The organism is Ruegeria sp. AU67, assembly GCF_900312795.1.
Classification (GTDB): domain Bacteria; phylum Pseudomonadota; class Alphaproteobacteria; order Rhodobacterales; family Rhodobacteraceae; genus Ruegeria; species Ruegeria atlantica.
In genome coordinates this window covers 1-14,402 of record NZ_OMPH01000015.1, presented here as the reverse complement: position 1 = coordinate 14,402, position 14,402 = coordinate 1, and the positions used below count along the sequence as shown (strand labels likewise).

The 14,402-nt window shown below is 51.8% G+C and carries 7 protein-coding genes and 3 pseudogenes; 2 read left to right on the top strand and 8 right to left on the bottom strand.

The window, feature by feature from the left end; translation table 11 throughout:
- A pseudogene (locus DK510_RS23240) lies at positions 1-200 on the top strand (IS6 family transposase); the annotation flags it as partial.
- Positions 201-282: 82 nt separating this feature from the next.
- On the opposite strand, the gene DK510_RS05290 reads toward DK510_RS23240, so the two are convergent.
- The 8 genes and pseudogenes from DK510_RS05290 to DK510_RS05260 all read right to left on the bottom strand — a co-directional run bounded on the left by DK510_RS05290 (position 283) and on the right by DK510_RS05260 (position 13,908).
- Positions 283-4,107 carry a non-ribosomal peptide synthetase gene (locus DK510_RS05290; RefSeq protein WP_160116458.1) on the bottom strand — a complete coding sequence of 1,275 codons (3,825 nt, stop codon included), beginning with the start codon at positions 4,105-4,107 and terminating at the stop codon, positions 283-285.
- 1 nt (position 4,108) lies between these two features.
- Entirely contained in the window at positions 4,109-8,215 is a 4,107-nt protein-coding gene (locus DK510_RS05285) for a non-ribosomal peptide synthetase (RefSeq protein WP_160116457.1), read from the bottom strand.
- A 10-nt stretch (positions 8,216-8,225) separates the two neighbouring features.
- Positions 8,226-8,480, bottom strand: a complete 255-nt coding sequence (locus DK510_RS05280) for an acyl carrier protein (protein ID WP_058271309.1) — start codon at positions 8,478-8,480, stop codon at positions 8,226-8,228.
- Complete coding sequence (locus tag DK510_RS05275; protein ID WP_234998937.1) at positions 8,470-9,972, bottom strand: amino acid adenylation domain-containing protein; 1,503 nt, start codon at positions 9,970-9,972, stop codon at positions 8,470-8,472. Before DK510_RS05275 ends, DK510_RS05280 begins: the two co-directional genes overlap by 11 nt.
- Positions 9,973-9,983: 11 nt before the next feature.
- Positions 9,984-11,279 (bottom strand): HupE/UreJ family protein, encoded by a 1,296-nt coding sequence (locus tag DK510_RS05270; RefSeq protein ID WP_160116456.1) that lies wholly within the window; start codon positions 11,277-11,279, stop codon positions 9,984-9,986.
- Positions 11,242-12,069 carry an acyl-CoA dehydrogenase family protein gene (locus tag DK510_RS05265; protein ID WP_234998935.1) on the bottom strand — a complete coding sequence of 276 codons (828 nt, stop codon included), beginning with the start codon at positions 12,067-12,069 and terminating at the stop codon, positions 11,242-11,244. The genes DK510_RS05270 and DK510_RS05265 overlap by 38 nt, the downstream gene beginning before the upstream one ends.
- Positions 12,070-12,297: pseudogene (locus tag DK510_RS23605) on the bottom strand (hypothetical protein); the annotation flags it as partial.
- Positions 12,298-12,600: 303 nt separating this feature from the next.
- Entirely contained in the window at positions 12,601-13,908 is a 1,308-nt protein-coding gene (locus DK510_RS05260; RefSeq protein ID WP_160116454.1) for a glycosyltransferase, read from the bottom strand.
- Positions 13,909-14,116: 208 nt separating this feature from the next.
- Here DK510_RS05260 and DK510_RS05255 point away from each other — a divergent pair.
- Positions 14,117-14,402 (top strand): annotated as a pseudogene (locus tag DK510_RS05255) (IS6 family transposase); the annotation flags it as partial.

The following is a 14,402-nucleotide window of genomic DNA, read 5'->3' as shown; positions in this document are numbered from 1 at the left end:
AGAACTCGCACCTGCCGTTTCGACGAAGAGAACGGGCCATGCTGCGTTTCAGGCGTATGCGAAGCTTGCAGAAATTCGCCTCCGTCCATTCCTCCGTTTACAACCACTTCAACCAGGAAAGATCGCTCGCCAGTCGAGACACCTTCAAGCTGACACGCACCGCCGCTCTCGCCGAGTGGCGTCAACTTTGTTCCGGATAAGTTCGCGATTTCCGCGGCAAACTGAGACTAGTTCGAATTAGTCTGACAGCACCAGTTTAAATGTGGGATCAGAGTTTAGAGGTTATCGAATCCTGCGGTCTACGCATTCCGAAATCACAGAAGCGATAGTTGCAAAAACGTCTGGTCGGCTCATTAGCTCCACATGCTTCATGTCTAGGCTGTAAAGGCTTTTGTCCCGCAAGTGCGTATCCAAAACGTCGCCGCCAGTCAGAGAGGGGTTGCCGCGTGACAAAAACACGTGTGCCGGGGGATCAAAGCGAGGCACGCGAAAATTACTGATCGCCAATTCGTGGGCAATTTCGACACCCCTGATCCTCGCTTCTTCAGCTTCAGGTTGCTCAGCTAGAATGCGCTTGATTTCAGGAACGACGCGCCGTGCTTTAAAGCGGCGTTTCCAGCCTTTGATGATGTAGCGCAGTCTTTTGTACGAGCGAAAGTACAAGGGCTGTAACTCCGGTTCTGCCCCGACCATTTTGAACGGAGGGTCCAAAAGGATCATACCAAGGGTTTTTTCCTGCCCCAATTGTCTTGCCATTTCCATGGCAATCGGACATCCGGCGGAATACCCGCACAGAACAAATGGACCGGTCTTATTGGTCTGTTTAAGATGAGAAATAGCTTCGGATGCAAGGTCGCTGACAGACCGGTCAAACGGGACGGGAGTACCTTCTGTCCGATGGCTTGGAATATGCACAACGGAATGGTCTGGACCCAAGCTTCGGGCCATATACCGGCTGAACTTGACAGAGCAATGCGCAATTAAGACTGTTGTTTTGCTCGTTCCTTGGCTGGAAATCTGAATAGCGCTTTCGCTCCCAGAGAACATCTCGCCCGCGCGCCTCTCGGATACCCTTTTGGCCAATTCAGCAACTGTTGGGCAACTAAAAAGATCGGTTGGTTCAAAGTGAATTCCTTGCTCGCAACCCCTAGCATAGGCCGAAAGTGTCGCCAAACTGTCGCCCCCCAAATCAAAGAAATTGCCGTTTCTCGTCTGACATCGCGTATTCAGCGTTTCGGAAAAAATTGCGGCTATTTGCTCCTCGAGCTCTGTCTTCGGGGGTGCGCCAACGTGGGATTGCAGGTGCTCGGTGACCATAGCCTTAAGTGCGTTTTGATCCAACTTTCCGTTCGGAAGAATAGGAAACACTTCAACACCAACAACCGAACTTGGATGGAAAGGTTCTGGAAGACTGGCCTCAATGTGACGCGCGGTGGCCTCACAAATCGGGTCGCTGGGTCCGCATTCTATCGCCAAGATAATACTATTGGAGCCCGAAAGCGCCAATGAAACGGCAGCTATACGGCGTTGTTCAGTAACAACTTGAGCAGCAGCCTCAATTTCCGAAAGCTCGACTCGATGTCCGCGTATTTTGATTTGTTTGTCCCGGCGGCCCAAGAACGTGATGCATCCCGAGGCGTCAGCAACCCCAAGATCGCCTGTTCTATACGCCCGGATGCCTTCACCCCCAAATTCAAAGAACCGATTTTTTGTGTATTCCGAATCGTGTAGATAGCTGTTTGCGACTGTGTGGCCAGCAACAATGATTTCACCGGTTATCCCCGGTTCAGCTGGGCAATCATCGTTATCGAAGACGCCCACCCAGGTTCCGGGAATTGCCTTCCCAATTGGAACAATCGGGCCTTCTTCAAAAGCCGTAGCATCAAACGAAGTGCACCAAACCGTACCCTCCGTCGGCCCATACTCATTCATCAATACGCAATTGGGCAGCAACTCTTTTAATTCGTGAGGCAGGCTGTCGTAGAGTGCTTCTCCAGCGGCGATTAGAACCCGTAGGCTTTGCAAATCACTTTGTGGTACGGACATCAGAAGCGCGCGAGCCAAGCTCGGTAGGCACAGAGTATGGGTCACATTGTGTCGGGAGATTAATTCTCCTAACTGGTTCGGACTTTGCTCGGCGCGTTTCTCGGCGACGACCAAATGTCCGCCAGTGCAAAGGGTCCAGTAAATTCCGGCAACAGAGCTGTCAAACGCCAAAGAGGACAGCAGTAGGTAGACTTCAGGCGCAGCACCGTAAACCTCATCTCGCGCGACCGTTGATACGGCCAGCGCTGAGTGAGAGATCACAACACCTTTGGGTTTGTTTTCTGACCCGGACGTGAACATGACATAGGCACGCGCACCGAGCTTAACATCGTCCGGGTGGATCGCCTGATCGAGCACGTCAACTAGAACCGGATGAGCAGATTTGGTGGGCAGGTTATTTTGCGACGTTCGTGACGTCACAATGAAACGGGGCTTGACCGTTTCCATCATCTGCGAGAGACGAATTTCCGGATAATTCAGATCCAGCGGAACATATGCTGCACCTGACATCATCACGCCCAAAAAGGCTGCAAATGCATCCACGCCACGCGGCAAAGCTACAGGGACTATATCGTCTTCAGTCACACCAGCTTTGAGCAGTGAAAAGGCTAGTTGCCGCGCGCGTTTCGACAGTTCGGAATAAGTTACCGTTTTGTGGTTGTCAGATATTGCGACCGCATTTGGCGAAGCGTCAGCGTGTTGCAGGAAGCGATGAATGACAGTTTCAGCTTTTGGCGCGGGTAAGATGTAAACCGGGTTAGCACCGTCTTTCATCAGGTTTCTTATTGGCGTTGTAGGATCATTGGCAATTGCAAACAAGACGCGTTTGTAGCTTTCAAGGCACGACCGAATGGCTTCGGCGGAAATACGTTCTGGGTCGAAATAGATTTCAACATCCAAATCTTTCTGCGGCGTCACAAGAAGCGATAAGGGATAATTGCTGAACTGCGCTGTCTTAAGACCAGTGATCTCAATGTCGTCAAAGACGAAATCTTGTTTCTGAACGCCTTCATTCACAAACAGCGTATCGAAAACGGGGGTTCCACTTGCGAACGGGGCGCAGCTTTGTACGTCTGCGAGCGAGGCGTGCTCATGTTTTAGTCGTTTCAACTCGGTGCCAGTGTGGTCTTGTAGGAGCTCGCCCACTGATTGGGACGGATCGATTTTGAAACGTACTGGCAGTGTGCTTATGAATGCACCAACGGCTTGAGAAATATTGGGGATTTCAGGTGGACGTCCTGCAGTCGTGGTACCAAACACGATGTCGTTTTGCCCGAGATACCTGCGCAAGACCAATGCCCAAGCCACAGACAAAACCGTATTTGGTGTGACCTTCAATTCTGCCGAAGCCCGATTTACGCTCTCCATCAAGTCGCTGCCTAATCGCTCGGCATACGAGACCTGGGTCGGAGACTGATTTCGGCTGTCCAGTTCAGGAAGCAAGCAGGGCGCTTCCAAGCCCACAAAGTAATCGGTCCAAAACGCAGTGTCCGTCAGTGGACCCTGTTTTTTGAGCCAGGTCAGATAGGTTTTGAAACTTGGCGCAATCGAACCGGCAGGGCTTTTTCCATGGTAAAGGTCGAAGAGATCTCTAATCGAAACGCCGGTCGACCACCCATCACTGATAAGGTGATGAATTGTCCACACAAACCGCCAGCAGTCTTGCGCTTCCTTGATCATTGTAACTGCCATCAAGGGGGGGCTCTTCAAATCAAACTGCCGTAGCTGCTCTAGTTTCAGAAGGTCGTCGAAACGCTGTTCCAAACCTGAATGCTCAGTCCAATCCAATTCGGTCCACGGCAAGCTAACCTGTTCCTGGATGACCTGAACGGGTTGCTTCACACCCTTCCAAACGAAACCGGTTCGGAATACGTCGCGCGCTTTTACAAGAGACTCCATCGCAACTTTCAGCTGCACTGGGTCCAGAGGGCCCCGCAACGTGCAACTGACTACAGCTACATATTGTCCGTGCAGCTGCGCCTCGTCATCGACATGAAACAATATCCCGCGCTGGGCGGAAGACAGCGGAAGAATGTCGGCTACACCTTGCGGATATCCCATGTCAGCCCAGCGCCTCCGAGATGCTTGAAAGATCATCATCGTCCAGATCGAGCAGAGCTTCTTCCGGGCCTTCCCCAATGCTGACTGACGACAAATTGTCTGCATGTGCAGCAAGTGCTCGAACGGTTCGGTATTCAAACAGCGAGGTCGCAGGCAGGGCAAACCCCTGTTCATTGGCCTTCATAGCAATCTCTATCGCGGCAAGGCTGTCGACGCCTAGATCGAAAAAGTCATCGGTCGCACCGATCTGGAGTTTACCCATCACCGCAGACAGTATGTCGGCCAACTTTTGTTCCGTTTCCGTCTCAGGTGGAACCAAGCCCGAGCGCTGCACGCCTCGCCTGCTTCCTTTGGGCAGACGGGATGCATCAACCTTTCCATTGGGGCTAAGCGGCATATCCTTCAGTAAAACCACTTCGTCAGGCAACAAACCTCTTGGAAAATGGGCCTCTAGTGTCTGCCAAACATCTTGTTCTGCGATATCGCGACCGGCCACGTAAACGGATAGCTTTTGTTGGTTGACGGGCTCGTCAAATCCAATCTCTTCTAGGATCGCTTCGACGCGCTGCGTATCGATGTCGTCGTTAAGCTCTTCTAATGCCTGTTCGCGGGTTTTGTGGCCTAAGCGCACATCCCAGGAATAGGGCAGTGCGTAGTTGTGGTACCCCTCGCGTGACTTGTGCAAATAGATCCCGGTGTCATTGATCAGGCAATTGGTCGACCTACCAGTGTCCGATGGGCGTTGCCATGCAGTTTCCTTATCAAGAAACTCGTAAATCTCAGCTACGGGCACGTCGATGTAGCGGTAAATGTCGAGCACCTCGATCTGATCCAGAAAACGTCCATCTTTCAGGTCATCCGTTTCCAAAAGCTTGGAAAGCGCGTCATCTTTTGCGTGATAGGCTTTACGCGCCTTGGTAACCATATCGTCCAGCTGGGAGCACGTAGGGGCTGCGTTGCGGAACAGGTCGGGGGTCAAGCGTGTTTCAAAGAACTGCCCTCTGGACAATCCTGTCACCACCATAGTCGCGCCATCGGCCAAAGCCGTACGGAACGCCAAAGTGTATAGCGCCTTGAAACAACCCTGACACACGTTGGAGTGTGTTTTCAGGCTGTCGACGAATATCTGGTTCATCTTGTCAGTGCTGAGATAGCGATGATCCCAACCAAGATCTTCTGCTACCCTTTGAATATTCGTCTTCGACTTTTCAGAGATATAGCCATTGTCCAAAGTCACGGCGAGCACGCGCGACGTGTAATCAGCAAGCCGATAGGCGGCGTATGTGCTGTCTTTGCCGCCACTCAGCATCATGACCGCGTCGTATTTCCCGGTGCTCGCTTCGGCTGCACGCGCTATTTGGCGCTGTAGCGCAGGTTCATCCTTAAAGTAGGCCTGCGCCCGGGCTTTGTAGTTGTCGAATTCTGCGCAAAAATGGCACAGATCGTTTTCAACAAAATCTACCCCGGACACGGAATCCGTAAGGCCACATGTTTTGCATTGCTTGTCTCTGCCAATAGACGGTGCTGATCCGAACGAGACATGAACGGCATTCACATTCGGCAATTGTCGCAAAACGCGGTCAATCTCTGCGACTTCGAAACGCACACCGCCTATTTTTATTTGTTGATCCGCCCGGCCAAGGTAATCAAATCGCCCATTTCGATTGATACGACCCAAATCACCAGTTCGGTAAACCTTGCCTTGAATTGCTTTTGGATCCTCCAAGAATTTCCCTTCAGTTTTGGAGGGTGCGCCAAGATATCCCTCGGCCAAGCGGCCGCCGATAACGATTTCTCCGGTTACACCAATGGGGCAAAGGTTCATGCCTTTATCCCTGACACTGACCGAAACACCGGCTGCGGGAGACCCTATTTGGACCGAGGGCTCGGTATCAGCAACGGGGTCATATGTGTGGTGCATGGCGCCGACGACGGCTTCTGTTGGGCCGTATTCATTAATAAGAGTTAAAGACGGTGATAGATCTTGGGTCGCTTTGCGGCAGAGTTGCGATGTCAGGTTCTCACCACCCAGAACAAGCGTCTGAATACGCTCAACAACATGACCCTGTTTGCAAGCCAAGGCGAGGTGAGAGGGGGTCAATTTCACGACATCCACCGCGTCTTCGGTAAACACGTCTAGCACTGCAAGGTCAGGGTCGGAGTGCTCCGGGTATATACGGATCGACCCACCAGTAGCCAACGGCGCGAATAAGGACGTCAGTGTCAGATCGAATGATATTGAAGAAAAGAATGCGTAGTGCGCAGCGCGGTTGCCTGTGAAAGTCTTTGCGGCCCAGTGAATGTAGCGTGACAGGTTTGTGTGATTGACCTCAACGCCTTTTGGCAATCCTGTCGAACCTGAGGTAAACAGGACATAGGCAAGGTCACTGCCAGATGGTCTCTCGAAAGTGCGTGGCGTATCTGCATTGACCAGTGTGATGTTCAAGCTTCGACAAGCAAAAGCGCGGTTATCGTCAAAGGGCACGAAAACTGCCGCAGCGCCTGAAATTTTGACAATCTGTTCTGCACGCGCGCTTGGTGTATTTGAAGCGATGGGCACAAAGCTGCAACTGGCTTTCAACACACCCAACATGACCAAAATGAAATCCATGGATCGCGGCAGATTGATCGCTATGGGAGACCCACGTGGGATTCCGAGGCCAATGAGGTAAGCTGCGATCTGATCGCTGCGCCGGTCAAGTTGTCGGAAAGTTATCTGGTCGTCGGTACACGACAGTGCAATTGAATCCGGGGAATTGATAACTTGTGCCGAGAACGCGTCCAAAACTGTTTCGGGCGCACCCGCCAAGTTTTGTCTTCCAAATACAATCGCCCGATCTTTTTCATCTGCAGCGATGTCCAGTGCTGCTACACGCGTATCCGGAACTTCGACCGTAGCTTTCAAGACGCGCAGGAAATGGTACTGCAGGGCCCCAGCCGATACGTTATCTAAGATTTCCTCGTGTACATCCAGGAACATCTCTGGCTCGCCGTTCCCGTGAAAGTCCATTATATGGAGACGAATGGTATGGCCCGCGTCATGCGCACCGCTATGGAGCCATTTCGCCGTTGCCGGCTTCCCGGCGAAGCTTCCAAACTCGGCTTGAATGTAGTTGCAAACGGCGCTTATGCCCGATGTGTCGATGTTTGCAACCGCGCCGGGTTTCGCCCGCCTTAAAAAAGTGCCCAGCCCGGTTTTGACCTTTACATATACATCCAACAGCGTGTCTTCAGCGTCTAACTCCACAGTTAAAGGCAGAACTTCGACAAATGGGCCCAGCGTTCTTTTGTCTTGGCTCGACAAGCGGTTATGGGATGGCAATCCAACGGTGATCTGATCGTCGCCTGTGACCCGATGCAAATACCCGAAATAGGCCGTCAGGTAGACTGCCAGCTTCGACAAGTCTTGCGTGAACAGGCGGAATTCCGATTGGGTTACAGCGTGCTCAAGCGTGTCCTGTATATCCTGCGGAATCTCCACAGCGATACGTTTGGAAAAACCTGCTCGCTTGGCGTTACTACCGTATGGTGATGACGATGGGTGGAAAGGCGAAGGCGCCGCAAGTACCTCGGCGGTGTTGAGCAGTGGCGGGCTTTGAAAAAAGCTTGGCAGCGGCTCGGCAGTAAAAACACCGTCATGTTCGATAGCCGAATACCGTTGCGACACTTGATCAAAAAATAGAGCACCGGACTGTGCATCACACACGATGTGATGTTGACATAAAGCCCAAACCCAATGGTCGTTCGCCAACTTGATCAGTTGGCTGCGCAGTGTTTCACGCCTTAGATCAAACGGAACTTGAACCCACGCATTGAGCTTGCGTTCCAAGTCAGTTGCCGCGTCAGGCGACTGGCTGGCGTCCTTACACTCCAGAAGTCCTTCAACTGCATGTTCGACAACTTGAATGGGCGCATCAGTCCCTTCTCGAAAAACCGTGCGCAGAATTTCGTTTTCTTGAGCCGTTTCGAAAAACGCCCGTCGAAACACATCGGGGTCCACTTCGAAGTTCAAGTCAAATCGCCAAGCCATATTGTAAACAGGCAGGTCCGGTTGCAGGAGATGGCCTTTCCAGAACCTCAGTTGGCTTTCAGACAATGGATGCGACATGTTGGCCACCTCAGGAAACTGCGATGTGCCGATTTTCGGCATAATCGGAAATTGCATCGATAGAGCTGAGGTTTTCCAGCGTGACGTCCTCCAAAGGGATTTCAATGCTGTAGGTCTGTTCGACGAACGAAACCAAAGACATGACGCCCAACGAGTCGATCTTTCCGCTTAGCAACAGTTCCTCGTCGTCTGTCACTTTTAGGCCGCCCAACAGCGTGACGCTAACGTAATCGCGCAATGCCTGTATTTGTTCTTCAGGCTGCATGCTGTGTATCTTTCTGTCCGGCGAGCTTGGCGCGGTCTATCTTGCCCGTCGAAGTGCGGGGCATTTCCTCAAGCCATTCGATGTGATGAGGCACGGCATATCGCGGCAAAACAGCTTCTACTTTGGACCGAACGCTTGACAGATCTTCTTTTGAACCGCCGGTAACATACGCATGGATTTCATCGCCGCATACTGTTGCGACCGCCTCAGTAACAAATGGAGTGTTGACCAATGCAAGTTCGATTTCATCCAGTTCGATGCGAAAACCCCTGAGTTTTACTTGGCGGTCTTTGCGTCCGATCAAGAAAAAATCATTGTTTTCCGCTCTTCGAACAATGTCCCCAGTACGGTAGAATCTACGCACATTGCCGTCGGTGTCCGGAAGATCGCAAATCGCAGCTTCAGTTAGCCCGGAATCGTGCCAGTATTCCAACATGACCTGTTCGGAAGCGATCAGGAGTTCTCCGGTTTCCTCATCTTCAGATCCGATCCCGATACGAGCGGTCACTCCAATATCCGGACGTCCAATAGGCAACGGGCTGGTTCCGTCCAACTCTGCATGCGTCATCACGGCTGTCGTGCAATGGTTCGTTTCTGTTGGACCGTATGCATTCAGGAATTTCGCGTTTGGGGTATGTTTGGACAGCGCCTTCAAAGCAGCCGGAGGCATTTTTTCTCCGGCAAACATGACGATCCGCAGCGCGTCCAGGCTTCGGCCCTCCAACACGCCGCGTTCTACCATTTGGATCAGGGTATATGGGACAGAGTACCAAACAGTGATCCTCTCCTTCTCCGTCAACTCCGAAAGGCTTGCAGGTAGTTTTGCATGCATTTCGGGAATAACTACGGTGCAAGCTCCGGCCTGGGCGGTGCTGAAGATATCAAAAATCGACATGTCGAAATGAATAGGGGTGTGGTGGCTCACTCGGTCTGACGCTCGCAACGCGCACAATTTCGCGGCCATCTTGGCGTAGGCCAACCCGCTTTTATGGGTGTGTACTATGCCCTTTGGTGCGCCGGTGGTCCCAGATGTCATGAGGATGTACGCAGGATCCTCGGCATCCCTATCCGGTCTACAAGCGGTATCTAGATTGCCCGAAAATTCATCTAGGGGCTGTGAAATGTCAAACAGCTGGCTTTCGGAAAAAGTACTCGAAAACTTAGTTTTGCGCGCCGTGTCGGTGATGACCAATCTGGCCGAAACGATCGATACTTGCGCCTCAATGCGCTCGGTCGGTGCTGCGGGATCAATCGGAACAAAAACGCCTCCGATGCGGAGGATGGCGTAAATCGCCGCGATGGTTTCCGCGCCTTTGACCGAGCAGACAGCCACTCTGTCACCGCGTTCTACGCCCATAGTGACTAGTGCATTCGCAAACTTGTCGACTTTGGAATTTAGCGCAGCGTAAGTGGTGATTTCCCCCAGCGTGCTGACCGCCGCAGCTTCGGGCGTTACTTGCGCGTACCGCCTGAGTGCGTCGTCCAGAAACAAGCCCGTTTCGATCATTGGGTCACCATTACAACGGCGTCACCGAACTGCGGGAACCAGCCGATCGTTCGTTCGTAGAACCAGAACATTGCAATTGCGATCAGGGCGACGGAACCAAATTGCAGAAACACAACGCGGTAGGCCGTCAGGCGCCGCAAAGCAAAGAAGATTGGGAACAAAACGACTACGATGGCGAGTTGCCCGACCTCAACTCCAATATTAAATGTAGCCAGCCCAAGCGCCTTGCGTGTGGGGTCGAGGCCAAGTGGCTCGAGCACATTTGCGAAGCCGAAGCCATGGAATATCCCGAACAGGAAGACGACCTTCCAAGAACTTGCGTGAAAACGAGGTACAAGGTTGCCGACGGCGACGGCAGCAATCGAGAAAGCGATAACCGCCTCCACCAGCGTCACAGGCAGGGTTATGACTTCGAAGGTTGCGAGACAAAGTGTGATAGTGTGGGCGATCGTGAACACCGTTACGATCTTGACGGTTTCCAACAGGCTTTCGCGGATGTTCTCGGAAGGAACCCAATGCCGGTTCTCGATCCGCATGACCGCTCCCAAAAGCAGCGTCACCAAAAACAGAACGTGATCAAACCCAAGCCATATGTGCCAAACGCCGTGCACAAAGAACGTCCGCGCAATATCGCCTACCGGTTCATCGTTCAGGTAAAGGGCCTTTGAGCCATCGCCCGGCGCGAAAATGAGTGAGATGTAGGCCTCGTTCTCGTCCATCCCGTTTCGGGTATTGCTACCAATCAGTGCATAACCTCGATGGGTTGGATCGACGTCAGAGAACAGGCCGCCATAGGCCATCTCGATAGTTGTCGGGGTTTGCTCGATGTCTAAAACAGTAAAATGCAGTTGAGCGAACGTATCGACCGACGAATCAAAAAATGAGATGTCGTCAAATTCAACCTGAAGGGCTTGCCCATCCGACAAAAGTTTCATGCGATTTTCGAAATATTCGAAGAAGAACTCTTGTGATTGCCGGACTTCGTCCTCAGTCAGCGACGTCGAAACCTCCGGCGCCCCTAGCTGAATTCGGGTTAGATCCGTCAACGTTGCTTCAATCCTGCCACTCAGGGTGTCATCGGTGACGTCAAAATAAACGTAGCTCTCGTTGAACTTGTGGGCATGAACCGGCGTTGCGAAGGCTACCAGAATTAAGCCGCCTACCCACAGAAAGAGCGCAGTCAACGATCCACTAAACGAATTTGTCCAATTCGCGGCGCGGGAAGTGGATTCGCGATCAGCGTTTTGCATTGGTTTAGTCTCCCCCGTTTTTCGGTTGGGAATTTTTTCCAAGTTCCATCCTTGCAATTATTTCGCGTTGAATGTCAGAGGTACCCGAGTAGATGACACCGCCGAGGGCGTCATTCACATCGGTTCCTGAATTTGAACTTTGCAGATACCCACGACCGCCAAACGTTCGCATTGCATCCATGCTGGAACTTAGAAACGCCTCAGAAATGTGAAGGTTTGCCATCGCCGCAAACTGCGTCAGGGGTTGTCCGGTATCGTACAGCTGTGCCGCGCGCGCCAACATAAGTTCGCAGGTTTCCAGACGTACGCGCATGTCTGCCAAGCGGTTGGAAACGGATTGGAATTCCGAGATCGACCTGCCAAATTGCTTACGAGAAACGGCATGCTCAGTGCACTCGTTCAATTGGCGGCGCATCGCGCCTACTTGCGCTGTTAGGATAAAGCACCTCTCCCAGTCGAGCGTGGCTTGTAAAATCGTAGCTCCGGCGCCTTCTCGTCCAATTCTGCGGGCCTCCGGAACCCAGCAGTCACGGAACTCAAGCTGTCCCATGGGGACGGAGTTCAATCCGACTTTGTCCTGCCTATCAGCCCGCAAAAACCCTTCATCATCGGCGCGCACAACGAAGGCCGACAAACCCCAACGACCTTTCTCGGGCGCGGTTTGCGCGAAAACGATCGCGAAATCGCAAACAGGCCCCATGCCGACAAACGCCTTTTGACCATTTAGGATATATCCCGCCCGATTGTGTTCAGCAGTCGTTTGCAGCGACAACGCGTCGGTTCCCGCCGTAGGTTCGGTAAGTGCAAATGCGCCAATCAATTCGCCGGACAAGAGCCTCGATAAGTAGCTGTCTTGTAGCTCTTGGGAAGCAAATCGAATAAGGGGGCTTTGAATAGTCCAAATCTGTGAGATTATGGCCATCGCCAAGCCGCTATCCGCGCATAACTCACCAAACAGCAACATTTCCTCAACGAATTCACTGGCACTATTAATTGAACTGCCAAGGCCTGGCGGTAAAACGAACTCAAAAGCGCCACATCCACCGGCGGCTTTCCACACTGCGCGTAAGTTCCCATCAGAAACGTCAGGGCTTGCTTTTGCAAAGTCCAGTCTAGCGCATCTGGTATCGCGGTTTGTATGGCGCGTCGCTTGGTTCACTGTCGTATTCGCTTAGGTTTACTACACCCAATACGCACGTCGAAGCTGGCCGGATCATCCTATTCAGAAATTGACATTTAAATGTTTGGACGGAAATACAGTGCAGAAAGCGCATTATTGTTTTTCATCAAACGGTGGACGGCGGTCTTGGCCACCCTTTGAGTCGATTGATAAATGCCTTAATGTTCTATTTTATTTGAATTTTTAGTTACTTTGGGTGGTGACGTTTTGCAAAAAAGCAGCCAGCCCTCCATCAACCTTCTCCTGCTGGCAAGAAGCCTGCAATGCCTTGCAGTTCTTTTTGTATTTTGGGTCGGTCAGCAGTTCTTGAATATCATTTTCGATCTTTTCGACAGTATCCGCGTGGCGCCCCGCACGACCAATTCCATGAAAGACAGCTCTGGCTGCGCTTCCCTGCTGATCGTTGACATGTGGATACAAGAGAACAGGTGTTGCAGCCTCAACGGCTTCGATAAAACCGCCTGTGCCTCCGTGCATTATCGCAAGATGAGCATGCTTTAGAACCTGGTGTTGGGGGACCCACGCCACAACATCAACGTTGCGTGGGTAGTCACAACTGCCACCATCCTCCCAATTCTGACCTGCAGCAAACAGGAACTGCCACTCTGGATGCTTACTTGCGACTTCCCAAAGGTTAACAAGCAGATCGCTCTTAGGCTTCATCATTGTTCCGAAACCGACGAAAATGTGTTTCTTTGTGCCCTGCCCCGAACAGAACCTGCGCACTTTTTCGCGGTCATGAGGCTTTTCGGGGCGATCTTGTATTACCATCGCTCCGAGATACGAAAAATCTGAGTAAGGACGTGTTGGCAAGTCAACGGACTGCGGGAGAAACAAAACAGTGGGAATCTTGTAAGTCCATGGCATTTGCCAGCAAATCAGCCGTCTTATTCTTGCGATCGGAACGTTGTAACGCCGTGCCAGTTCAAGCAGCGCCGAAGTGAAATCTGCACCTTGATGTTTGAACTTGTTTCGTAGAATTTTTTTGAGTTTCCAAATCAGGAAGCTCATCCAAATAATTGAGATTCCAATTCGACTTCCCCGCATACCAACACCCGGACACGCGCGTTTGTTCAAAGGAGGCGCCTGGGATCCGGGGGGCGACAAGAACATACTGCTACACTGAATGACCGGCGGCCCCAGAGACAAACCGACTATTATGTGCGCGTGAAGTTCACAGTCGACAAAAATAACATCTGGTTGAAAACGGGACATTGAGGCAGAAAAATCATTAACGCCAAGGGCATTCACTGCACAATCCAGACGATCATTTGATGATAATGTCCTAAACTGGTCTGCAGTCAGTAGGTCTGCGAAAGCATCAACTTTAGGAATTGGAATCTCGCCGTACTCCAGACCGAAATGTGAAATTAGATCGAAAGACGATTTTGGCGCAAAAACACAAACCTCGTAACCGACTAGTTTTGCTTGCTTAGCAAACTCTACCGCACTGTTAAGCGGGCCGCTTATCCCACTTGATACTATCGCCAATCTTTTAGACATCGCCTTGGGAAACTGGGCCGGATGAATTTGTTGTCAAGACCGGACATGTTTTCCCAAGTGGACTTTCGAGGGTCTTGTCAGAAGAACTTTGCTTGAGTGGGGCAGGGTGGTTGCGTAGCTTTTGCCCATGACTAGACCTGGCACTGTCAGAAGAACTTGTCTTGAGGCGGGCAGGGCGAGCACTTAGCGTCGCAGGATGACAAAACGCAGCCCTTTTCGCTACTTCAAGACGAGCCCCGAGATCATTCGTCTGGCCGTCATGATGTATGTTCGTTTTCCGCTTTCGCTTCGCAATGTTGAAGATCTTTTGCACGAGCGCGGCATCGAGATCAGCCACGAAACTGTGCGTTATTGGTGGAACAGATTTGGCCCGATGTTCGCGGCAGAGATCCGCAGAAACAGGGTCAATCGGATGCGATCTTATTCGAACTGGCAGTGGCATCTGGACGAGGTCTTCGTGAAGATCAATGGCGAGACGCACT